At 68.3% G+C, this 21,033-nt stretch carries 20 protein-coding genes; 6 read left to right on the top strand and 14 right to left on the bottom strand.

Annotated features, from left to right (window positions below; translation table 11 throughout):
* Positions 1-16: 16 nt before the first annotated feature.
* Genes ACFWPK_RS17525 through rfbD form a run of 3 tightly spaced genes read right to left on the bottom strand, consistent with a single transcriptional unit; the run spans position 17 to position 2,900 of the window.
* Complete coding sequence (locus ACFWPK_RS17525; RefSeq protein WP_378916851.1) at positions 17-1,096, bottom strand: sugar phosphate nucleotidyltransferase; 1,080 nt, start codon at positions 1,094-1,096, stop codon at positions 17-19.
* A gap of 35 nt (positions 1,097-1,131) precedes the next feature.
* Entirely contained in the window at positions 1,132-2,037 is a 906-nt protein-coding gene (locus ACFWPK_RS17520; protein WP_378916848.1) for a glycosyltransferase family 2 protein, read from the bottom strand.
* Positions 2,038-2,048: 11 nt separating this feature from the next.
* Positions 2,049-2,900, bottom strand: coding sequence for a dTDP-4-dehydrorhamnose reductase (gene rfbD / locus ACFWPK_RS17515; RefSeq protein WP_378916846.1), 852 nt, complete (start codon positions 2,898-2,900; stop codon positions 2,049-2,051).
* 226 nt (positions 2,901-3,126) lie between these two features.
* Here rfbD and ACFWPK_RS17510 point away from each other — a divergent pair, with 226 nt between their 5' ends.
* The 3 genes from ACFWPK_RS17510 to ACFWPK_RS17500 all read left to right on the top strand — a co-directional run bounded on the left by ACFWPK_RS17510 (position 3,127) and on the right by ACFWPK_RS17500 (position 6,697).
* Positions 3,127-4,548: an LCP family protein gene (locus ACFWPK_RS17510; RefSeq protein ID WP_378917017.1), complete on the top strand. Its 1,422-nt coding sequence runs from the start codon at positions 3,127-3,129 to the stop codon at positions 4,546-4,548.
* Between the two features lie 3 nt (positions 4,549-4,551).
* On the top strand, positions 4,552-5,265 hold the full coding sequence (locus ACFWPK_RS17505) for a TIGR03089 family protein (RefSeq protein ID WP_378916844.1): 714 nt from the start codon (positions 4,552-4,554) through the stop codon (positions 5,263-5,265).
* A 103-nt stretch (positions 5,266-5,368) separates the two neighbouring features.
* The gene (locus ACFWPK_RS17500) at positions 5,369-6,697 is read left to right on the top strand and encodes a cytochrome P450 (RefSeq protein ID WP_378917015.1); all 1,329 of its coding nucleotides are present in this window, start codon (positions 5,369-5,371) and stop codon (positions 6,695-6,697) included.
* On the opposite strand, the gene ACFWPK_RS17495 is transcribed toward ACFWPK_RS17500, so the two are convergent.
* Positions 6,698-7,396 carry a response regulator gene (locus ACFWPK_RS17495; RefSeq protein ID WP_378916842.1) on the bottom strand — a complete coding sequence of 233 codons (699 nt, stop codon included), beginning with the start codon at positions 7,394-7,396 and terminating at the stop codon, positions 6,698-6,700. It abuts the gene before it with no gap.
* Positions 7,393-8,946, bottom strand: coding sequence for an ATP-binding protein (locus ACFWPK_RS17490; protein WP_378916839.1), 1,554 nt, complete (start codon positions 8,944-8,946; stop codon positions 7,393-7,395). Before ACFWPK_RS17490 ends, ACFWPK_RS17495 begins: the two co-directional genes overlap by 4 nt.
* 98 nt (positions 8,947-9,044) lie before the next feature.
* Between ACFWPK_RS17490 and ACFWPK_RS17485 the strand changes: the two genes are divergently transcribed.
* On the top strand, positions 9,045-10,409 hold the full coding sequence (locus tag ACFWPK_RS17485) for a cation:dicarboxylate symporter family transporter (protein WP_378916837.1): 1,365 nt from the start codon (positions 9,045-9,047) through the stop codon (positions 10,407-10,409).
* A 92-nt stretch (positions 10,410-10,501) separates the two neighbouring features.
* On the opposite strand, the gene ACFWPK_RS17480 is transcribed toward ACFWPK_RS17485, so the two are convergent.
* Entirely contained in the window at positions 10,502-10,918 is a 417-nt protein-coding gene (locus ACFWPK_RS17480; protein ID WP_378916835.1) for a DUF4267 domain-containing protein, read from the bottom strand.
* Positions 10,919-11,026: 108 nt separating this feature from the next.
* Between ACFWPK_RS17480 and ACFWPK_RS17475 the strand changes: the two genes are divergently transcribed.
* Both ACFWPK_RS17475 and ACFWPK_RS17470 read left to right on the top strand, forming a co-directional pair.
* Positions 11,027-11,599, top strand: coding sequence for a TetR/AcrR family transcriptional regulator (locus tag ACFWPK_RS17475; RefSeq protein ID WP_378916832.1), 573 nt, complete (start codon positions 11,027-11,029; stop codon positions 11,597-11,599).
* A 106-nt stretch (positions 11,600-11,705) separates the two neighbouring features.
* Positions 11,706-13,175 (top strand): phytoene desaturase family protein, encoded by a 1,470-nt coding sequence (locus ACFWPK_RS17470; protein WP_378916829.1) that lies wholly within the window; start codon positions 11,706-11,708, stop codon positions 13,173-13,175.
* A 4-nt stretch (positions 13,176-13,179) separates the two neighbouring features.
* Here the strand turns inward: ACFWPK_RS17470 and ACFWPK_RS17465 are convergent, their stop codons facing one another.
* The 8 genes from ACFWPK_RS17465 to ACFWPK_RS17430 form a co-directional block, all read right to left on the bottom strand.
* Positions 13,180-14,130 carry a cation diffusion facilitator family transporter gene (locus ACFWPK_RS17465; RefSeq protein ID WP_378916827.1) on the bottom strand — a complete coding sequence of 317 codons (951 nt, stop codon included), beginning with the start codon at positions 14,128-14,130 and terminating at the stop codon, positions 13,180-13,182.
* Positions 14,131-14,209: 79 nt separating this feature from the next.
* Positions 14,210-15,124, bottom strand: a complete 915-nt coding sequence (locus ACFWPK_RS17460; RefSeq protein ID WP_378916824.1) for a cation diffusion facilitator family transporter — start codon at positions 15,122-15,124, stop codon at positions 14,210-14,212.
* Between the two features lie 124 nt (positions 15,125-15,248).
* Positions 15,249-16,469 carry a mannose-6-phosphate isomerase, class I gene (gene manA / locus ACFWPK_RS17455; RefSeq protein WP_378916822.1) on the bottom strand — a complete coding sequence of 407 codons (1,221 nt, stop codon included), beginning with the start codon at positions 16,467-16,469 and terminating at the stop codon, positions 15,249-15,251.
* Positions 16,469-17,683, bottom strand: coding sequence for a tobH protein (locus tag ACFWPK_RS17450; RefSeq protein ID WP_378916820.1), 1,215 nt, complete (start codon positions 17,681-17,683; stop codon positions 16,469-16,471). The genes manA and ACFWPK_RS17450 overlap by 1 nt, the downstream gene beginning before the upstream one ends.
* Before the next feature lie 136 nt (positions 17,684-17,819).
* Positions 17,820-19,199: a phosphomannomutase/phosphoglucomutase gene (locus ACFWPK_RS17445; protein WP_378916818.1), complete on the bottom strand. Its 1,380-nt coding sequence runs from the start codon at positions 19,197-19,199 to the stop codon at positions 17,820-17,822.
* A gap of 52 nt (positions 19,200-19,251) precedes the next feature.
* A complete protein-coding gene (locus ACFWPK_RS17440) occupies positions 19,252-19,626 on the bottom strand; it encodes a DUF3499 domain-containing protein (RefSeq protein ID WP_378917013.1) in 375 nt (124 codons plus the stop codon).
* 124 nt (positions 19,627-19,750) lie between these two features.
* Positions 19,751-20,233: a metallopeptidase family protein gene (locus ACFWPK_RS17435; protein ID WP_194826429.1), complete on the bottom strand. Its 483-nt coding sequence runs from the start codon at positions 20,231-20,233 to the stop codon at positions 19,751-19,753.
* A gap of 124 nt (positions 20,234-20,357) precedes the next feature.
* A complete protein-coding gene (locus ACFWPK_RS17430) occupies positions 20,358-20,591 on the bottom strand; it encodes a WhiB family transcriptional regulator (protein WP_133733920.1) in 234 nt (77 codons plus the stop codon).
* Between the last annotated feature and the right edge of the window lie 442 nt (positions 20,592-21,033).

Genomic DNA, 21,033 nt, shown 5'->3' with positions numbered 1-21,033 from the left:
CCCGGCGTCGTGTGGATCAGACGTCGGTGGAGAAGCGGATGCCGCCGTCGGGGATGACCACGCCGGGCCACACGCGAGCGCCACGCAGGAGTTCGCAGCGGGCGCCGACATTGGCGCCGTCGCCGATCACACCGTCGCGAACCAGCGCGCGGGGGCCGATGCGGGCACCGAAGCCGATGATGGAGCGTTCGACGGTCGCGCCCGCCTCGACCACCGCGCCGTCGAAGATCACCGCGCCGTCCAGTCGCGCGCCCGCGCCGATCTCGGCGCCGCGCCCGACCACGGTCCCACCGATGAGCAGCGCACCCGGTGCCACACCCGCGCCGGGATGGACGAGGGACTCGCCGCGCTGGCCGGGCAGCGCGGGAGAAGGTGCGATACCGCGGACCAGGTCCGCGGAGCCGCGCACGAAGTCCTCCGGGGTGCCCATGTCGCGCCAGTAGGAGGCGTCGACGTGGCCCTGGACGCGGGCGCCCTCGGCCAGCAGCGCCGGGAAGACCTCGCGTTCCACCGAGACCGGACGGCCGGTGGGGATCTTCTCGATGTATTCGCGGCGGAACACATAGCAACCCGCGTTGATCTGATCGGTCGGCGGATCCTGGGTCTTCTCCAGGAACGCGGTGACGCGGCCGTCCTCGTCGGTCGGCACGCAGCCGAACGCGCGCGGGTCGCTGACCCGGACCAGATGCAGGGTGACGTCGGCGTTGGTCGACTCGTGGGTGTCGAGGATCGCACCCAGGTCGGTGCCGCCGAGCACGTCGCCGTTGAACACCATCACGTTGTCCGCGCGCAGCTTGGGCAGCACATTGCGGATACCGCCGCCGGTGCCCAGCGGTTCGGTCTCGGTCACGTACTCCAGGTCCAGGCCCAGTTCGGAGCCGTCACCGAAGTGCTCTTCGAAGACCTCGGCCTTGAAGGAGGTGCCGAGCACCACGTGGGTGATCCCGGCCTCGGCGATCCTGGCCAGCAGGTGGGTCAGGAACGGCAGCCCGGCCGTCGGCAGCATGGGCTTGGGCGCCGAGAGGGTGAGCGGACGCAGCCGCGTGCCCTGTCCGCCGACGAGGATGACCGCGTCGGTGCCTGCATTGCCTGCCATCGAGTTTCCCCTGTTCACAGTGGACCGGTGCCTACTCAGGCTCCGGTTCGCGCTTGCTCACGCAGCGCCGATCGAACCGCAATCTTGGAGCGAACCGCAAGTCCGGCCCGCAACGCGCCCCGCAACGGTGCCTGCCACCAGTGCGGATGCCGGTCCGCCTGGAAGCGGTAGGCGCTGGCGTGGTGGGCGGGCAGCATCAATTCCGGATGCTTGCCCGCGGCGTGGCCCTTGGCATGGGTCACCTCGGCGTCCGGGACGAATACATTGTGCCAGCCCGCCTTGCCCATGCGGTCACCGAAGTCCACGTCCTCCATGTACATGAAGTAGCGCGAGTCGAAACCGTCGATGGTGTCGAACGCGGCGCGGCGCACCAGCAGGCACGAGCCGGACAGCCAGCCGACCACCCGCTCGGAGATCTCCTCGTTCTCCTGGCGGTAGCGCACCGACCAGGGGTTCTTCGGCCAGACCGAGCCGAGGATCGCGTGCCCGGCACCGTCGGCGAGGCCGGGGACGCGGCGTGCGGAGGGGTAGATGCTGCCGTCGGGCTCACGGACCATCGGACCGAAAGCGCCCGCGCGCGGCCAGCGCTTCGCCGCCTCGAGCATCTTGTCGATGGAATCGACGCCCCAGCGGATGTCCGGATTGGCCAGGATCACGAATTCGATCGACGGATCGATCTCGGCGACGGCCCGGTTGATGGCACCGCCGTAGCCGATATTGCCGCCGGTGTGCAGCAGCGTCACGTGCGAGTTGGCCTCGGCGACGAGTTCGGGGACGCCGTCGGTCGAGCCGTTGTCGGCCAGGATCACCTGCGGCTTCTCGCTGGTCGCGTCGGCAAGGGTGGTGATGAAGTGCTCGAGGTGCTCACCCGGTGAATAAGTCACCGTGACCACGGCAAGGCCGGCGGGGGCTGGAGAATCGGCTGCGTCTGCTGCGTTCACGACTGCGGAGCCTAGTCGGACAACCGGCGCAGTGCGTCGGTGAGTGCGATACGCCAGGAGCGAAGCGGGGTGAGGCCTGCCGCGTTCCAGGCCGCGGGGGACAGCACCGAATACGCCGGGCGCGGTGCGGGTCTGGGGAATTCACTGGAGGCGCACGGCAGTACCCGGTTCGGGTCGGCGCCGAGGTCGGTGAAAATCGCTGCGGCGAGGTCGAACCAGGTGGCGGTGCCGGAATTGGTGGCGTGCAGCACACGGGGTGCGTCGGGGCGGGTGCTCAATTCCAGGAGCGCGGCTGCGAGGTCGGCGGCGCTGGTCGGGGAGCCGAGCTGGTCGTTCACCACGGTGACGGTGTCGCGTTCGGCTTCCAGCCTGCGCATCGTCGCGACGAAATCCCCCTCGACACCGGCGTACACCCACGCGGTGCGCACGACGTGTGCGCCCAGTTCGAGCACGGCCCGCTCACCGGCGAGCTTGGACTGCCCGTAGACCGTGGCCGGTCCGGTCGGGTCGCCGGGTTCGTACGGCGTCGTCGCGGTCCCGGGGAAGACATAGTCGGTGGACACGTGGATCAGCCGCGCGCCCGCCGCGGCGCAGGCGGCCGCGAGCACGGCCGGTCCGGTCGCATTGGCGGCGAAGGCTGCCTCGACGTCGGTTTCGGCGGCGTCCACCGCGGTGTAGGCCGCGCAGTTGATCACCACGGCGCCCGGTGTGAGGACGGCGTCGACGGCGCCGCGGTCGGTGATGTCGAGGTCGGCCCGCCCGAAGCCACGCGCATCCGGTGCCAGGCGCAGGATCTGTCGCCCCAGCAGACCACGTGCGCCGGTTACGATCAGCTGAGCGGGGGCGGGGAAATCGGCGTTCACGCGGCCAGTCTGGCACGCCGGAGCACCTGCGGTTGGGCCCGAGTGTGGTAACTGTTGGTTAGCCTGTGATGGCCGGTGTCCGCGGACGAGCCCGGGCTGACGACAAGGTGGTGTTTGCCGGGGGGAAGAGCTGACCGGGCGCGGAGATCGTCGAGAGGATGCACGAGTGCGAGAGTCGACTAGACCGGTCAGCGCGCCTGCGGGCACCTTCGGTCCAGCGAAACTGATGGTGGCGATCTCGGCGGTGCTTGTCCTGGCACTGACCGGATTCGCCTGGCGCAGTGTCGACAACCTGATCGCCAATATCGACCGGATCGGTGGCCTCGGCCTCGGCGGTGGCCGCGACGGCGCCGTCGACATCCTGCTCGTCGGTGTCGACAGCCGCACCGACGCGCACGGCAACCCGCTCACCAAAGCCGAACGCGCCATGCTGCACGCGGGCGACGAGGTGGGCACCAATACCGACACCATCGTGCTGATCCGGGTCCCCAACGACGGCCGCTCGGCCACCGCGATCTCCATCCCGCGCGATTCCTACGTCGATGTCGGCGGCGGTCAGGGCAAAGCCAAGATCAACTCCGCCTACGGCTCGACCAAGGAGACCGAACGCGCGGAGCTGCTCGCCGAGGGCAAATCCGAAGCCGACGCCGAAAAGGCGTCGACCAAAGCGGGCAGGCAGGCCCTCATCAAAGCGGTGGCCAACCTGACCGGCATCACCGTCGACCACTACGCCGAGGTGAGCCTGCTCGGCTTCGTGCTGCTCACCGACTCGGTCGGCGGGGTCGAGGTGTGCCTGAATCAGGCGGTGGACGAACCGATGTCGGGCGCGGACTTTCCGGCGGGCCGCCAGCGTCTGGACGGTCAGGAGGCACTGAGCTTCGTGCGTCAGCGCCATGATCTCGAACGCGGTGACATCGACCGGATCGTGCGTCAGCAGGTGTTCATGGCGCAGCTGGTGGGCCAGCTGCTCAATGCCAAGACCCTCGCCAATCCGGGCAAGCTCAGCGAGATCAGCGAGGCGGTCGGGCGCACCGTCGTGCTCGACGAGGACTGGGACGTACTGGCCTTTCTGCAGCAGCTCAAGGATCTGTCCGGCGGCAAGGTGGAATTCGAGACCATCCCCGTCTCCGATCTCAACAGCATGACCTCGGCGGGGGAGTCGGTGGTCAAGGTCGACCCGAAGACGGTGCAGAGTTTCGTCGCAGGCCTGGTGGGGGAGGAGGAGACCGAAGACGAGGCCGCGCCGAAGATCGACACCTCGACGGTGACGGTGAGCGTGCTCAACGCGGGTGGCGCCACCGGACTCGCGGGCAAGGTGTCGGCGGCTCTGACCGGCAAGGGATTCCGGGAAGGCACGATCGGCAACTACACCGGCGGCAGCGTCAGCTCGAGTCGCGTGCTGGCCGCCGATGCCGCCGACCCGAAGGCGGCGGCGGTCGCCGAGGCGCTCGGTGGCCTGACGGTGGTCGCCGATGCGACAGTGTCGGCGGATACAGTGAGCGTGGTCCTGGCGAGCGACTATTCTGGTCCGGGCTCGGCCGCGGCAGGCATGTTCGATCTCGACGCGACATCCTCGGCGACCGCGACACCGATACCGCCCGCCCCGCCGATCGACGCAGGCCAGAACGGACCGAAATGTGTGAATTGACCCATGCGTGAGCCGAATTCGACGCTGACCGACGCCCTCCTCGACCCGATTCTCGAACGCGATCCCGCCGGACCACGCGTCACCTGGTACGACGACGCCACCGGCGCCCGGATCGAACTGTCCGGGCTGACATTGGCCAACTGGGCCGCCAAGACCGCGAACCTGATCCGCGACGAATTCGCGCTCACCCCCGGCGCCAGGGTCGCGGTGCTGTTGCCCGCGCACTGGCAGACCGCCGCGGTGCTGCTGGGATGCTGGTGGGCGGGAACCGAAGTGGTGCTCACGCCCGATCCCGATGCCGACCTCGCGCTGGTCACGCCCGACCGGCTCGACGACGCCGACGGTGTCGGCGAGGTGGCGGTGCTCTCGCTGGACGCGATGGGGACACCGGTGCGTGATCTGCCGGTCGGGGTCACCGATTTCGCGACCGCGGTGCGCGTGCACGGTGATCAGTTCCTGCCCGGTGGATTCCGGGCCGCGATCGACGGCCTCTCGGTGAACGAAGTGCTGACCATGTCTCGGAAGTCCGCCGCGCTGCAAGGGTTCTCCGCCGGTGATCGGGTGCTGTCGAGTACACCGTGGGACACGGTGGAGGAACTGATCGACGGGTTCGTCGCGGTGTTGTTCGCCGGGGCTTCGCTGGTGCAGGTCGTCAATCCCGATCCGGCCGGTGTCGACCATCGGGTCGTCACCGAGAAGGTGACCGTCCGGCGCTAGCTCCTACCCAGGTATAGGTTCGGGTCCGCCTCGGGGACGTGTCGCGTGTCACATCCCGTCCGTACTGTGGAAGCAAGACTTCGGCAGAGTGGCAGGGGTGGCGATGATTGCGCAGTACTGGGTTCGATGGTCGGCGGAGCACGGAGCGCCGCGGGCGATCCTTCGGTGGCAGGTGCGTCGCGGTGATCCGTTCGCGACGTTGCTCAGCGGTCAGCAGGGCTTGCACGATCCCTATCCGCTGATCGATGAACTGCGCGGTCGCGGCGGATTGATCAAGACGCCGGTGTCCTTCGCCACGTTCGATCACGCGCAGGTTCGAGCGATCCTGCGCGATCCCAGATTCGGCGTACGACCGGCCCTCAACGCCGATCTGCCCGCACCGTGGCGCAAGCTCGCCGCGCGGGTCACGGTGCCACCGAACCCGGTCGAGCCGCCGTCGATGCTGGTCCTCGACCCGCCTGAGCACACCCGGATGCGCAAGCCGGTGGCCTCGGCATTCACCCCGCGCGCCATCGCCAGGCTGCGCGAGCGGGTGGAGGTGGTCACCGCCGAACTGCTCGCGGCGATGCCCGCGGACGGCTCGGTCGATCTGATCACCGATTTCGCGGCCAGGGTGCCGATCGCGATCATCGCCGACATGCTCGGCTTCCCGCCCGCGGACCACGAGATGTTTCTCCGGTGGGGCGACAAGATGACGCCATTGCTCGACCTCGGCACCTCGTGGCGGTCGTATCGGGCGGCGATGGCCGCGACCGAGACGATGGACGACTACCTGGCCGACCACATCGCCACGCTGCGTCGCGCACCGGGTGAGGACATCCTGTCCACCTTGGTCAGCTCGGGCGATCTGAGTCTGCCGGAACTGCAGGCGGGCGCGAGTCTGCTGATGGGCGCTGGATTCGAGACGACGGTCAATCTGATCGGCAATGCGGTCGCCGCGCTGTCGGCCCATCCCGACCAGCTCGCCCTCGCCCAGGACGACCCCGAACGCTGGCCCGACGTGGTGGAGGAGACCCTGCGGTTCGATCCACCCGTCCAGACCACCGCACGCCAGACGCTCGAGGATGTCGACATCGATGGTGTGCGGGTGCGTGCGGACAGCACGGTCATTCTGTCGCTGGCCGGAGCCAACCGCGACCCGGCGGTCTTCCCTGACCCGCACCGCTTCGACATCGACCGCGGCAATGCCAAGGATCACCTGGCATTCAGCAGCGGTGTGCACTCCTGCCTCGGTGCGAGCTTGGCCAGAATGGAAGCGGTACACGCCCTGCGCGCGCTCTATACCCGCTACCCGAATCTGCGCTTGCGCGGCGAGCCGGTCCGCCGAAAGCTGTTCACGCTGCACGGGTTCGAGCACATGCCGGTCGATCTCGGACCGGTCGCGCGCACCTCGGCGCCCGACGATCTGGCGGGCGCCGCACGTCCGGCCTAGTCAGGTGCTCGCGCGCCAGCGGTAGCGGGTCTTCGGGCGACCGGCGCGGCCGTAATCGGCTCGGCGCTCGGCCAGTCCGTCGTCGGCGAGCTTCTCGAGATACCGCCATGCCGTGATCCGCGAAACACCAACGGCCGCAGCGGCATCGGTGGCCGTGATCCCGGATTCGGCCGAGCGAACCGCGCGCGACACCTCCTCCAGGGTGTGCTGCACAACGCCTTTCGGCGCACCGGCGCGCTGGTCGGCGGTGCGCAGCGCACCGAGCGCGCGGTCGATGTCGTACTGCGAAAGGGCCGCCTCGCCCGCGGGCAGCGCGGTGTCGAAACCGCGGTAGCGTTCGAGCTTTTCGCGGAACGCGGCGAAGGTGAACGGCTTGAGCAGATACAGAACCACACCGTGCGCCACCGCACTGCGCACCATGTTCAGCTCGCGCGCGGAGGTGATCGCGATGACATCGGGGCGTGGTTGCAGCCCGTTGAGCGCGGCGGCCACATCGAGCCCGCTGATATCGGGCAGCCCGATATCCATCAGCACCAGATGGAACGGATTGCCGTCGGCGATCGCCTCGGCCGCCACCCGCAGCGCATCGCGTCCGGTGTGCACGACGCCACCGGTGACGAAACCGTCGAGCCGTTCGAGATAGGCCCGGTGGGCCTGGGCGATCAACGGCTCGTCCTCGACGATCAGAACCCGGATCAAGGTGTCTCCCTCAGCGGAATGCGAACGATGACCGCGCTGTGTGGTGCGGCCGTGGTGGTGATGGTGCCGCGATGTCGGTCGACGAGGCGGTGCACCAGAGCGAGGCCGAGGCCCGCGTGGTCGGATTTCGTGGTGTAGCCGCGTTCGGCGGCACGCGAGAACATCTGCGCCGACATACCGGGTCCACTGTCGGACACCTGGACCCACAACGCGCCGTCACGATGACACACCGACACCTCGACGCGCTTGTCGACGGTGCCCGCCGCCGCGTCGATCGCGTTGTCGATCAGGTTGCCTGCCAGGGTCACGGTCTCGTGCGCGGACAGTGGATCGGTGGAGTCCAGCGCGGTGTCCTCGCTGATGGCCAGGCTCACCCCGCGCTCGGCGGCCTGGTCGACCTTGCCGAGCAGCAGCGCGGCCAGCGCCGCGTCGCCGACGGCGGCCAGCAATCGGTCGATCAGCACCTGCGAGAGCTGCAGCTCCGCGGTCGCGAAGGCCACCGCTTCGTCGGGGCGGCCCAGTTCGACCATGGTGACCACGGTGTGCAGCCGGTTGGCGGCCTCGTGCGCCTGGGCGCGCAGCGATTCGGCGAAGCTGCGCACCGAGTCGAGCTCGCCGAGCACCGCGCGCAGTTCGGTCTGATCGCGGATGGTGAGCACGGTGCCGATCTCGCGGCCCTCCCAGCTGACCAGGTCCTGGTTGACCAGCAGAATGCGGTCGGTGGTCACGTGCGTCTCGTCGCGCACCACGCCCCCGCTCATCTGCTGCAGCGAAATGGGCAGGTCACTGCGGTGCACGGGCCCGTCGGGCAGGTCGAGCAGGGTGCGCGCCTGATCGTTGACCACCTCAGCGGCCTCGGCCTGGGCGCCGAACACCACCAAGCCCTCGTGCACGGAGTGCAGGACCGCGTCGTGGTGTTCGTAGAGCGCGCGCAGCTCGTCGGGGGCGAGGCCGTGGGTCTGGCGCCGCAACCTGCGGCTGATCAGGAACGACGACAGCGCGGCCAGCGCGAGACCCACCGCGGCCACCCCGAGGATCAGCGGCAGCTGGGAGGCCACCTGGGTGCTGATCTTGGCTCGGGTGACACCGGCCGAGACCAGCGCCACCACCCGGCCGTTGTCGTAGACCGGGGTGACCGCGCGGATCGAGGGGCCGAGGGTGCCGGTGAAGGTCTCGGTGAGGGTCTGGCCTGCCAGCGCACCGTCGATGCTGCCGACGAACGGCTTGCCGATCAGGTCGGGGTTGGTGTGGGTGTAGCGCGTGCGATCGGGTGCCATCACGACGATGAAGTCCATGCCGGTGGCCGCTCTGATCCGCTCGGTGGTCGGCTGCAGCAGCCCGCTCGGGTAGGGCGAGTTCACCGCGGCCAGGGTCGACGGCGACCGCGACACCGTCACCGCGACATCCCTGACCTGCATTTCCGCGGCCACGTCGTGGTCGCGCCTGGCATCGAACACGGCCAGGATGGTGCCGACGGCGATCAGCAGCCCCAGCACCACCAGCTGCCATACGAAGGCCTGTCCCGCGAGCGACAGTCGTCCTCGTCGCACCTCTTGCCTCCGACCTGGATTTCTCGAACGTTATGCGCAGATATGAAACTTATGGACCAAAGTGACGGCCGTCACAATAGTTCCTCATGCTCGTCGGCATGAGTGATACCACCGCAGCGCGGAAACGCGACCATACCCATTGGCTGTACATCGCGGTGATCGTCGCGGTCGTGGCCGGCGTCGTTGTCGGCCGGGTGGCCCCGGAATTCGGTCAGTCGCTGGCGCCGCTCGGCACCGTGTTCGTGAACCTGATCAAGATGATGATCGCACCTGTCATCTTCTGCACGATCGTCCTGGGCATCGGTTCGGTGCGCGCGGCCGCCACCGTCGGCAAGGTCGGTGGCCTGGCCATCGGCTATTTCCTAGCGATGTCGACGATCGCGCTCGGCATCGGGCTCGTCGTCGGCAACCTCATCGATCCGGGCGAGGGACTCGACGTCGGTACCTCGGGGGCGGGCGCGAAATACGCCGATCAGGCGCACAGTGCGGGCGGCACGTGGGACTTCATCGAGAACATCGTGCCGACCACGCTCGTGTCATCGCTGACCGCGGGCAGCGTGCTGCAGGCATTGTTCGTCGCGCTGCTGGTCGGGTTCGCCGTGCAGGCGATGGGTGATGCGGGCGCGCCGATCCTGCGCGCGGTCTCGCTGGGCCAGAAGCTGGTGTTCCGGATCCTGTCGATGATCCTGTGGCTGGCGCCGATCGGCGCGTTCGGCGCGATCGCGAATGTGGTCGGCCGCACCGGCTGGTCGGCGGTGGTGCAGCTGGCGACGTTGATGATCGCGTTCTATCTGACGTGTCTGGTGTTCGTGTTCGGTGTGCTCGGCGTGATCCTGCGGATGGTCTCGGGTGTCTCGATCCTGAAGCTGTGCCGGTATCTGTCGCGTGAGTACCTGCTGATCGTGGCGACCTCCTCGTCGGAGTCGGCGCTGCCGCGACTGATCGCGAAGATGGAACACGCGGGTGTGGAGCGCACCACCGTGGGTGTTGTCGTGCCGACCGGGTATTCGTTCAATCTCGACGGCACCGCCATCTACCTGACGATGGCCTCGATCTTCATCGCCGACGCCATGGGCAAGCCGCTCGCACTCGGCGAACAGATCGGCCTGCTGCTGTTCATGATCATCGCGTCCAAGGGTGCCGCCGGCGTCACCGGCGCCGGACTCGCCACCCTCGCCGGCGGACTGCAGAGTCATCGCCCCGATCTGCTCGACGGTGTCGGCCTGATCGTCGGTATCGACCGCTTCATGTCCGAAGCCCGTGCGCTGACCAACTTCTCGGGCAACGCGGTGGCCACGCTGCTCATCGGAACCTGGACCAAGACCGTCGACGCCGACCGGACCCGCCGCGTACTCGACCGGGAATTGCCCTTCGACGAGGAGACGATGGTCGACGACCACGAGGTCGATGCGCCCGTCGACATCACGAAACCTGTTCCGGCACAGGTGGTCGACGTGCACTGAGATAGCCGAAAGGCCCCGCGATGAGACATCGCGGGGCCTTTCGGTGACTTCAGATCCTCAGCCGTGGCGGCAGGGAATTCATCGGCGGTGGCTCATGCCGCGACGAGTGGGCGCTCGGTCGAGCTCACGCGGCGCTCCCGGATCAGCAGCACACCGGCCAGCGCGACCAGCACCGCGGTGAAGCCGTGGACACCGAGCGCGGTAGCCGTGGAGCCCTGCCAGCTCAGGACGGTGGTCATGTCGCCGAACGGGGTGAGCGAGGTGGCCAGCATGACGACGCCGAGCGCGAAGCGCTGCTTGGTGGCGAGCAGGGAGAGGATCACCAAGCCGCTGACGATGTCACGGACGCCCTTGAGGTTCAGGAACGCCACCGCGTCGCCCTCGGGCACGGCGGGCAGGCCGAAGCCCGCGGCAGTCGCCTCCGGGGCGATCAGGTAGTTGATGCCGACGTAGATGATGAACAGCCCGCCGAGCAGGGAGAGGGCGGTAGCGATGCGCGAGGTGGTCATGATGTGCTCCTGAATCTTCACTGTGCTCTGAAATCTAGCGGCGCTAGGTGTTGAGAGAACCATAACCCACCTCCCGCTATCTTGTCTAGCGCTGCTAGAATTTCAAGCATGAGTACACAACAGCGCAAGGAACGCGACCGCGCCGAACGGCATCAGCGGATCATCGACGCCGCACGTGAGATGGCCGAAGCGGACGGCTGGGACGCGGTCACCATCCGAAAACTGGCCGACCGCATCGAATACAGCCAGCCCGTGCTCTACAGCCACTTCGCGAACAAGGCGGCGATCGTCGGCGCCGTTGCCCTGCAGGGCTGTGTCGAGTTCGCCGAGAAACTGAAGGTGGCCAGGGAGGCGGCGACCACTCATGCCGAGGTGGTCGCCAATGTCGCCCGCGCCTACCTCGACTTCGCCACCGACAACCCGGCCCGCTACGACGCCATCTTCGAGCAGAAGACCGACCTCGAGTTCGGCCTCGACGCGCCGCAACCCCTGCGCGACGCCTTCGCCGGTCTGGAAGCGATGTTCACCCCGTACGCCGAAGGTGACGACCTCGGCGCCCGCACCGAAGTCGCCTGGGCTTCCCTGCACGGCCTCGCGACCCTCGAGCGCAGCGCGCGGCTGCGCCCCGAACTCCGCGAACGGCGCATCGCCTTGCTGGTCGACGGGGCTGTTCAGGATTGAGCGCTGGCGCGCAAGATCAGGGCGGGCCCCGCCCTTGGTAGAGACATACCGCGGACCGGCTCCGCGTAGGTTGGAGCACGTAGGCATGCGCGGGAAGGGATGGCAAATGGCCGAAGTAGTAGTGGTCGGGTCGGGGCCGAACGGTCTGGCCGCGGCGGTGATCGCCGCTCGCGCCGGGCTGTCGGTGCGGGTCCTCGAGGCGCAGGAGCAAGCAGGCGGCGGATCGCGCACCGCCGAGCTGACCCTGCCCGGATTCCATCACGACATCTGTGCCGGTGCGCATCCGATGGCGTTGGCGTCACCCTTCTTTCGCGCCTTCGATCTCGAGGCGCACGGCGTCGAACTGCTCGCCCCGACCGTTTCCTACGCACACCCCCTCGATGGTGGGATCGCCGGATTGGCTTGGCGCAACCTCGAATCCACGGTCACCGACCTCGGGCGCGACGGCCGGGCGTGGCGAGACCTGTTCGCGCCGCTGGTCGAGCACTGGCCCGAGGTGGTCGAGCTGGCCATGTCGGATCTGCGGCACCCACCGCTGCGCGTCGGCACGGGCATCAAGTTCGCGGCCAGGCTGCTCGAACAGGCATCCCCGTTGTCCGACAACCGGTTCAGCGGTGACGTCGCGCCCGCGATGTTCAGCGGTGTGGCCGCCCACGCGATCACCTCACCGCGCGCCTTCCCCGCGGTGGGCGCCTCCCTGCTGCTCGGCACCCTCGCGCACGCGGGCGGCTGGGTGATTCCCCGCGGTGGCAGTCAGGCCATCCCGAACGCGATGATCGCCGAGATCGAAAGCCTCGGTGGGGAGGTGCTCACCGGGCACCGGGTCGACGATTTCGCCGAACTCGCCACCGCGCGCGCGGTGCTGTTCGACACCTCGCCCGCCGAACTCCTTCGCATCGCCGGTGACCGGCTGCCGTCGCGATACCGCAACAGCCTCGGGCGTTTTCGGTACGGCAACGCCGCCTGCAAGGTCGACTTCGCACTGTCGGGTCCGGTGCCGTGGGCCGCGCCGGGCGCCGACCTGGCGGGCACCCTGCACCTGGTCGGCACCAGGGCTCAGGCCATGCACGCCGAACATCAGGTCGCCACAGGAAGATTCGCCGATCGACCGTTCGTCCTGGCCATTCAGCCCGGCGTGGTCGACCCCACCAGGGCGCCCGAGGGGCAGCAGACGTTCTACACCTATGCGCACGTTCCCAACGGAACCGATCGCGATATCAGCGACCAGGTGATCGACCAGGTCGAACGCTTCGCGCCCGGCTTCCGCGACCTGATCCTCGCGAAACACGTGCGACCGGCGGCGTTCATGCCCGCGCACAATGCCAACTACGTCGGTGGCGACATCTCGGCGGGCGCGATGTCCACGCGCCAGACCCTGTTCCGGCCGCTCGCTCGCTGGAACCCCTACTCCACCCCGATTCCGGGCACCTACCTGTGCTCGTCGTCGACCCCACCGGGGCCCGGCGTCCACGGGATGCCGGGGCTGCACGCGGCACAACACCTGCTGCGCAACCGTTTCGGCATCGTCACCGACCCGCTCGACCTGTTGCGCGGCGAGGCACCGGCCTATCGGTAGCCGCTCAGCTCGGCTTCATCGGTGTGTCGTGGACCTTGCCGGGCTCGAACAGATCGGGCTCGAGATAGATCGTGCACGCGTTCGGCACGGCGGCGTGAATGCGGAGGTCCGCGGCCTTGATCACCTCGGACACCTGCGTGATATCCAGGCCGGCGTCCAGCGCGATCTCGGCGTTGATCAGCAGGTCCTGCGGCCCGAGGTACTGGGTCTGCATCCGGATGACGCGCTCGACCCGCGGATCGGCCAGCAGCGCCGACCGGATCGCGGTGTCGTCCTTGGCCGTCGCGCCCTCACCGATCAGCAGACTCTTGGTCTCCACGATCAGGATCACGGCGTTCACACCGAGCAGGATGCCGATGAGTAGTGTGCCGATGCCGTCCCACACCGCGTTGCCGGTGAGCACCGACAGACTCACGCCCATGAGGGCGAACAGCAGGCCGATGATCGCGCCCGCGTCCTCCAGCAGCACCACGGGCAGTTCAGGATTGCGGGTGTGGCGGATGAAATGCCACCACGATTGCTTACCCTTCAGCGGCGCCGACTGTCTGCGCGCCGTGCGGAAGCTGCCGCTCTCCAACACCAACGACACACCGAGGATCCCGATCGCGACCCAGTGCGATTCGATCTCTTCCGGGAACCGGATCTTGTGGATCGCCTCGTTGATCGCGAACAGCGAGCCCATCACGAACAGCACGAGCGCGACGACGAACGAATAGAAGTACCGATTGCGCGAGTACCCGAAGGGGTGCAGTGTGTCCGGCGCCTGCTCGGCTCGATTGCGCCCGACCAGCAGCAGCGCCTCGTTGCCGGTATCGGCCACCGAGTGCACCGCCTCGGCCAGCATCGACGACGAACCGGTGATGAACGCGCCGATGAACTTCGCGACCATGATGCCCGCGTTCGCCCCGAGCGCGGCGATGATCGCGATCTTGCTGTCTCCACCTTGCTCGGCCATATCGCCGAGGCTACCGCCGGCGCCCGCGCACCCTCCCGGACTCAGCCCCGTGTCGGCGAGCGACACGGAGGCTGCCGAACTACTGCGTGCGGTAGAGGTCTGGCTCGAGGTAGATCAGGCGGGCGGTCGGGACCGCGGCGCGGACACGGGTTTCGGCCGCGTCGATGGCTTCGGCGATTCCGGCGATGTCGAGGTCCGCCGCGATGGCGACCTTGGCGGCGACCAGCATTTCCTCCGGGCCGATGTACTGGGTCTTGAGGTGGATCACCGAGGTGATCTTGGTGCCGTCGACCAGGTTCTCGTGGATGGCGCGACCCTGTTCGGGGGTGGCGCCTTCACCGATGAGCAGGCTCTTCATCTCCACGATCAGCACGATCGCGATGATGCCGAGCAGGACGCCGATGGACAGGGTGCCGATGGCGTCGTAGATCGGGTCGTCGGTGATCATGGTCATCCCCACCGCGCCGAGGGCGAGGATCAGACCGATCAGTGCGCCGGTGTCCTCGAGCAGCACTACCGGCAGCTCGGGGCTGCGCGAGTTGCGGATGAACCGCCACCAGCTCGCATTGCCCTTGAGCGGCCGGGATTCGCGCACGGCGGTGAGGAAGCTGAAGGTCTCCAGGCCGATCGCGATCACGAGGATGACGACCGCGACGATCGGCTGACTCAGCTCCTCTGGGTGCTGGATCTTGTGGATGCCTTCGTAGATCGCGTACACCGAGCCGAGGGTGAACAGCACCAGCGCCACGACGAACGAGTAGAAGTAGCGGTTACGGCCGTACCCGAACTGGTGCAGCTCGTCGGCGTCCTTGGCGGCGGCCTTCTGCCCGAACAGCAGCAGGCCCTGATTCGAGGTGTCGGCGACCGAGTGCACGCCTTCGGCCATCATCGATGCCGACCCCGTGATGAACGCGCCGACGAACTTCGCCACCGCGATCCCCGCGTTGGCCACCAACGCCGCGACGATCGCCTTTTTGCCACCACCAGCCGACATGCCGGCCCGCCCTTCTGTTCACTGAACACGACTCGCCACAGCCTAGTAGGACACAGCCGCGATGCGGTCATTTGTCTCGCGCGCAGTGCCGCGGCGACGGCGGCGGTTTCGCCTCGGGCGCAGCTCAGTTGCCGTCGCCGACGCAGGCGCTGAACAGCTGGGCGGGCCCGCGCAGCGCGCGCGCTTTGATGTCGGTGTCGGCGGCGGAGATCCAGGCCGCGCCGCCACGTTCGACGACGAGGGTGCGTCCGTTCTCGGAGAGCTCGACCGTGCCCGCGGTGCACAGCACGATGCCAGGCCCGGCGTCGGCGAGCACGACCGGCTCGTCCTCGGCGGCGAGGTCGAAACGGCACAGTGCGAATTCCGGTGCGGGCGTGCGATATCGGATACCGCCGTCGTCGCCGGGTTCGGGTTCGATCACCGGCAGGTCGATCGGTTCGAAGTCGAGCACCCGCAGGAGTTCGGGCACGTCGACGTGTTTGGGGGTGAGCCCGCCACGCAACACGTTGTCGGAGTTGGCCATGATCTCCACGCCGACCCCACGCAGGTAGGCGTGCAGATTGCCGGCCGCGAGGAACAGCGCCTGGCCCGGTTCGAGCGTGAGCCGATTGAGCAGGAGCGCGGCGAGGACACCCGCGTCGCCGGGGTAGACCTCGGCCAGTTCGAGCGCGGTCCGCACCTCGGCGGTGAACGCACGTGCGCCCTTGCCGGACAGGTACTGCACACAGCCCTCCAGCACCGTGGGCAGCAGCTTCGACAGCGCGGCGGGCGGCAGCGTGATCCAGGTGGTGAACAGGGTCCGCAGACCGGCCGAATCGGGCTGGGCGGCAAGCAGTTCGGCGTAGATATTGAGGCCGGGCACGTCGAGCGCGCGCAACAACTCGACGGTGCGATGCGGGTCGCGGAACCCGGCCAGTGCCTCGAAACGCTCCAGTGCGACAACGAGTTCGGGCTTGTGGCTGTCGTCGCGGTAGTTGCGCAGCGGCGAATCCAGCGCGACCCCGGTGCGGTTCTCCCGCTCGAATCCGGCGCGCGCCTGCGCCGAACTCGGGTGGGCCTGCAGCGACAGCGGTTCCTCGGCGGCGAGGATTTTCAGCAGGAACGGCAGCCGGGTGCCGAAAGTGTCGGCCACCGCGCCCAATTCGCCCGCCGGGTCGGCGGTGAGTACCTCGAGCAGTGAGCGTTTGCCCGAGTCGGTCTTCACGTGCGCGGGATCGGCCGGGTGCGCGCCGAACCAGAGTTCGGCTTCGGGATGGGCCGATGGCACCGGCCTTCCGCACAGCTGAGCGAGCGCGGTGCGCGACCCCCATGCGTAGGAACGCAGCGCACCAACGAGTTCCTGCACTAGTAGCGTCCCCCGTCGTATCGATCCGGTTCGGGCGCGGCGACACCGCGCGCACCGGTCAGCCGAAGATAGGCCGCGGCCATGTCCAGCCGCAGCGCGAGCACGGCCAGCTGCTCGAGTTCGCTGCCGTGACCGCCCCCTGCGGCGGACTCGGCAGCGGTTCGTTCGATCGGGGCACCCGGGTCGGCGAGCTGGGATTGCAGCACATCGACATCGGCATGGACCAGATCGGCGTCGACCAGTCCCGCGCCCGCGCCTTCGAAGACCGCGAGCTTGCGCCGGGCGGCGGCCTGATCGGGATGCACGCTCAAGGCGAGCACCCGCACCCGGTCGACCGGGGCGGGTCCGTCGAGCTCCTCGTCGTGGAACAGCGGGTCGAAACCGGGCGCGGTGCCACCGGTGGTCGCGGCCAGGCGGCCGACCGCGGCGACGGCGTCGGCGAGATCGGCGGCCGAAGCCAGCTTGCCCGCCGATTGCAGCAGCACCTCGGCGCCGTGACCGGCCAGTTCGACCGCGGCGGGCGAGTCGCCCGCGAGGACGATACCCACACCGTGCATGCGCGCGGCGAGCGTCTTGGCCGGGTTGTGGAAGACCTCGTTGGTCGGGCCGTCGCGCAGTGCCTCGGCGTCGAGCATGTCGGCCAGCGCGGTGAGATCGGGAGTGGCCGGGCCGCTGCGCTGGGCGTCGACACCGCGTAACACCGCGATCCCGACGGCGAGGAAACGTAGCAGCCGATTGTGGTCGAGCACGGGCACCCGCGGTTCGAGCACGATCGCGCGACCGGCGGCGACCGCGCGCAACGGACCTTCGTTGGGCGCGGCGATCACCACTTCGGCGCTGCGGCGCAGCGCACGGTCGACGGCGTCGATGAGCCGCGGATCGCCCGCGTCGTCGCCGGCTACAAGGACCACGTCCAGCGGGCCGACCCACGGTGGCAGCGAGGTGACGGGCACGATCGGCAGCCCCGCCCGGTCACCGAGCGTGGCGACCAGCAGCCCGGCCGCGCGCGCGGCGCGACCCGAGCCCGCGACCAGCACCAGGCTGCGCGGGCGCAGGCCGGAGAGGCGTTCGATGAGCGAGGTTTCGGCGACCGCGGCGGCCGTGGCACGCACCTGGGCGCCGCCTGAGGCCGCCGAGCGCAGGGCGCCGCCGGTGTCGGCCGCCGCCAGCGACTCGGCATCGTCGAGGTCGAATACCGGTGTTCCAGCGATCATCGCCGAATCCACCTCCCCTCATCGCGCTGTGTCGTCTGTGACTCCACTATTCCAGCCGTGCACCGGCAATGCTCGTAATCTGCCGTCGCCGAATACCGGGCATGTGATTCCACTGCTACTGGTTTCATCTTCCCAGTCAGGCGCGGACGATGCTCAGGATCTCGGTCACGAGTGCGTTTACTTCGTCCTGCGATCCGGCCTCGACATTGAGTCGAAGTAGCGGTTCGGTGTTCGAGGCGCGCAGGTTGAACCAGGCATGGCCGCCCAGGTCGACCGTGACGCCGTCCATCCGGTCCACCGACTCGGTGCGGTCGGCGAACGCGGCGAGCACGGCGGCGGTGCGGTCGGCGGCGTCGGCGACGGTGGAGTTGATCTCGCCCGAGGCGGCGTACACGTCGTAGGCGGCCATCAGATCCGAGACCGGACGCGGGCCCTCGCCGAGCGCGGCCAGCACGTGCAGCGCGGCCAGCATGCCCGAGTCGGCACCCCAGAAATCGCGGAAGTAGTAGTGCGCCGAGTGCTCGCCACCGAACACCGCGCCGGTCGAAGCCATCTCCTGCTTGATGAACGAGTGCCCGACCCTGGTGCGCACCGGCTTGCCACCGAGCTCCTCGACGAGCTCGGGCACCGCGCGCGAGGTGATCAGGTTGTGGATCACCGTGGCGCCCGGCTCCTTGGCCAGCTCACGCTGCGCCACGATGGCCGTGATCGCCGAGGGGGAGACCGGCTCGCCGCGCTCGTCGACGACGAAGCAGCGGTCGGCATCGCCGTCGAAGGCAAGGCCGATGTCGGCGCCGCTGGAACGGACGAGCGCCTGCAGGTCGACGAGGTTCTTCGGGTCGAGCGGGTTGGCCTCGTGGTTGGGGAACGAGCCGTCGAGCTCGAAGTACAGCGGCACGATCGTGACGGGGGCGAGGGTGCCGAGCACGGCGGGCACGGTGTGGCCGCCCATGCCGTTGCCCGCGTCGACCGCGATGGTGAGCGGGCGGATCTCGTCGAGATTCACCAGCTCGCGCAGGTAGGTCGCGTAGTCGGCGAGCAGATCGGTCGTGGTCGCGGTGCCCGGCGTGCCGTCGTAGGCGGGCACGCCCGCGATGACCTCGGCGGCGATGGTGGCCAGCCCGGTGTCCTGGCCGACAGGCAGCGCGTTCGCCCGGCACAGCTTGATGCCGTTGTACTCGGCCGGATTGTGGCTGGCGGTGAACATGGCGCCGGGACAGCCGAGCTTGCCGGAGGCGAAGTAGAGCTGGTCGGTGGAGGCGAGGCCGATGTGCACCACATCGAGGCCGTTGGCCTGCACGCCCGCGGCGAAAGCCTGGGACAGCGCGGGGGACGAATCGCGCATGTCATGGCCGATCACGACGCGGGTGGCGCCTTCTTCGCGCATCAGGCGAGCGAAGGATGCACCCACATCGCCGACGAACGCCTCGTCGATCTGTTCGCCCACCACCCCGCGGACGTCATAAGCCTTGATCACGGCATTCACGAGTTCGCCAGAGCGCGCGAGGGTCGTCATATGGATTACCCTAGCGGGCTCCACCGACTCTTCGGGATCCTGGCCGGGCTAGTTACGGATCTGGCAGAACGCGTAGGTGGCCGCGGCGGCCGGTGCGTGCGGTGCGGGGGGCCGAGGGGGCGTTGTCGCGGTAGCCCGGCTGGTCGGCCTCGGCGGGGCGGCGGCGCAGGCCGGCTTCGCGGACCGCTTCGGCCAGGGCGGTGAGGTCGTCGTCGTCCGGGGTGCTCGAGGAGAAGCCGCCTTCGTGGCGGACCAGTTCCCAGCCCTTGGGCGCGGTGATGCGGCAGGCGTGCGTTTCGCAGAGATCCCAGGAGTGTGGTTCGGCGACGGTGGCCAAGGGTCCGACGACGGCGGTCGAGTCGGAGTACACATAAGTCAGCGTCGCTACAGCCGGGTTCTTGCAGCCGGGTCGGCAGCAACGACGCATAGGGATCACGACATCGAGATTAACCCTCCGCGCACCGAAAGTGGATACGGACACGCGCTAAATAGGCACAGTCGCGCAGCGTTCGTCGGTCTTGCGCATGGCCGGAGCGAAGGCGGAGGTACGCCTATTCGGGCTCTGGATCTATTAGGTCGGGGTCTACGCCGAGGTAGGTCGCGATCTGCTGGACGAGTACCTCGCGCAGCAACTCGACCAGATCGTCGGGATCGGCGGCTCGTAATTCCAGCGGCTTGCGGAACAACACCACCCTGGCGCGGGTGGCCGCACCGTGGCGGTCGACGCCCGCGGGGATGAGCCGCGACAGTGGCACCGGTCCGTCGGCGACGACCTCGTCGGGCCAGGTGACCGAATCAGGATGCAGCGGACGGATTTTGGGTACATCGTCGACGGCGATATCGAGCTTGGTGAGTCGATCGTGCCAGCGGGTGTCCAGTGGGGCGAAGGCCTCGAGTACGAGCCGATCGAATTTCTGGCCCCTGGTGCGCCACGCGGGCACCGTCGGCGGAAGCATGGGGCCTCGGACTCCGCGGCCGCGGCGGGTCACCGAACGAGCGGTGGGTGCCGGAGAATGACGCCGGGAACGTGCCATGGGTCTTTCACCTCTCTCGCCTGCACCGTGAAAATCAACAAGGGCGTTCGCCCGGAGACACCGACGTACTGCGCCTGCGTGGCTCCGGGCCAGGCCTGGAGAGAGTCTACTTTCGAACAGTCACTTAACCGATTCCGCGCTTCAGCCTGCGACGCTCTCGTTCCGAGAGACCGCCCCAGATTCCGAAGCGTTCATCATGTGCCAGTGCGTATTCCAGGCACTGGTCACGTACTTCACAGCCCAAGCAGATTCGCTTGGCCTCACGCGTCGAGCCGCCCTTCTCGGGGAAGAACGCCTCGGGGTCGGTCTGAGCGCAGAGGGCACGTTCCTGCCACTGCTCCTCGATCGACTCGAACATTTCGTCGAAGCCCGTGACGACCAGACTCAGCCGGGGAGCCGCGACTTCGCTTACCACGTCCGGTTCCTGCCAGCTCATGTCAGCGCAGACAGCGTGAGCTGCGCCTGCTGTGGAATCGGTCGGCGAGACCAGATCTTCGGTCATCGTTCCGCCTCCTCACTATGTGTTAGCGCAGAATGATTCTTTCCGTCGGTCCGATGAGAACTCCGACGGCCCAACACCGCGACGTAGTCTCGCGGGCTTCCCCGAGCCTGCCTTCCGGCGAGTGGAAAACTCCCTCGCAAACGTCCGCTGCGCTACGACCTCGCGCCGTGTCCGTTTTCAGCGAGCTGGAACCTTCTCGCAAACGCCCCCGCGCTATGCCCTCTCGCGGTGACCGGAATGACATGTCTGTGATTAGACACGCCGCACTTGCCGGTGGTCAACCCGCCGTCACCCTTCC

It is taken from the genome of Nocardia sp. NPDC058519, from assembly GCF_042719755.1.
Lineage (GTDB): Bacteria > Actinomycetota > Actinomycetes > Mycobacteriales > Mycobacteriaceae > Nocardia.
Note: the sequence above shows the minus strand (reverse complement) of the source record. Positions and strands in the feature narration are given on the sequence as shown.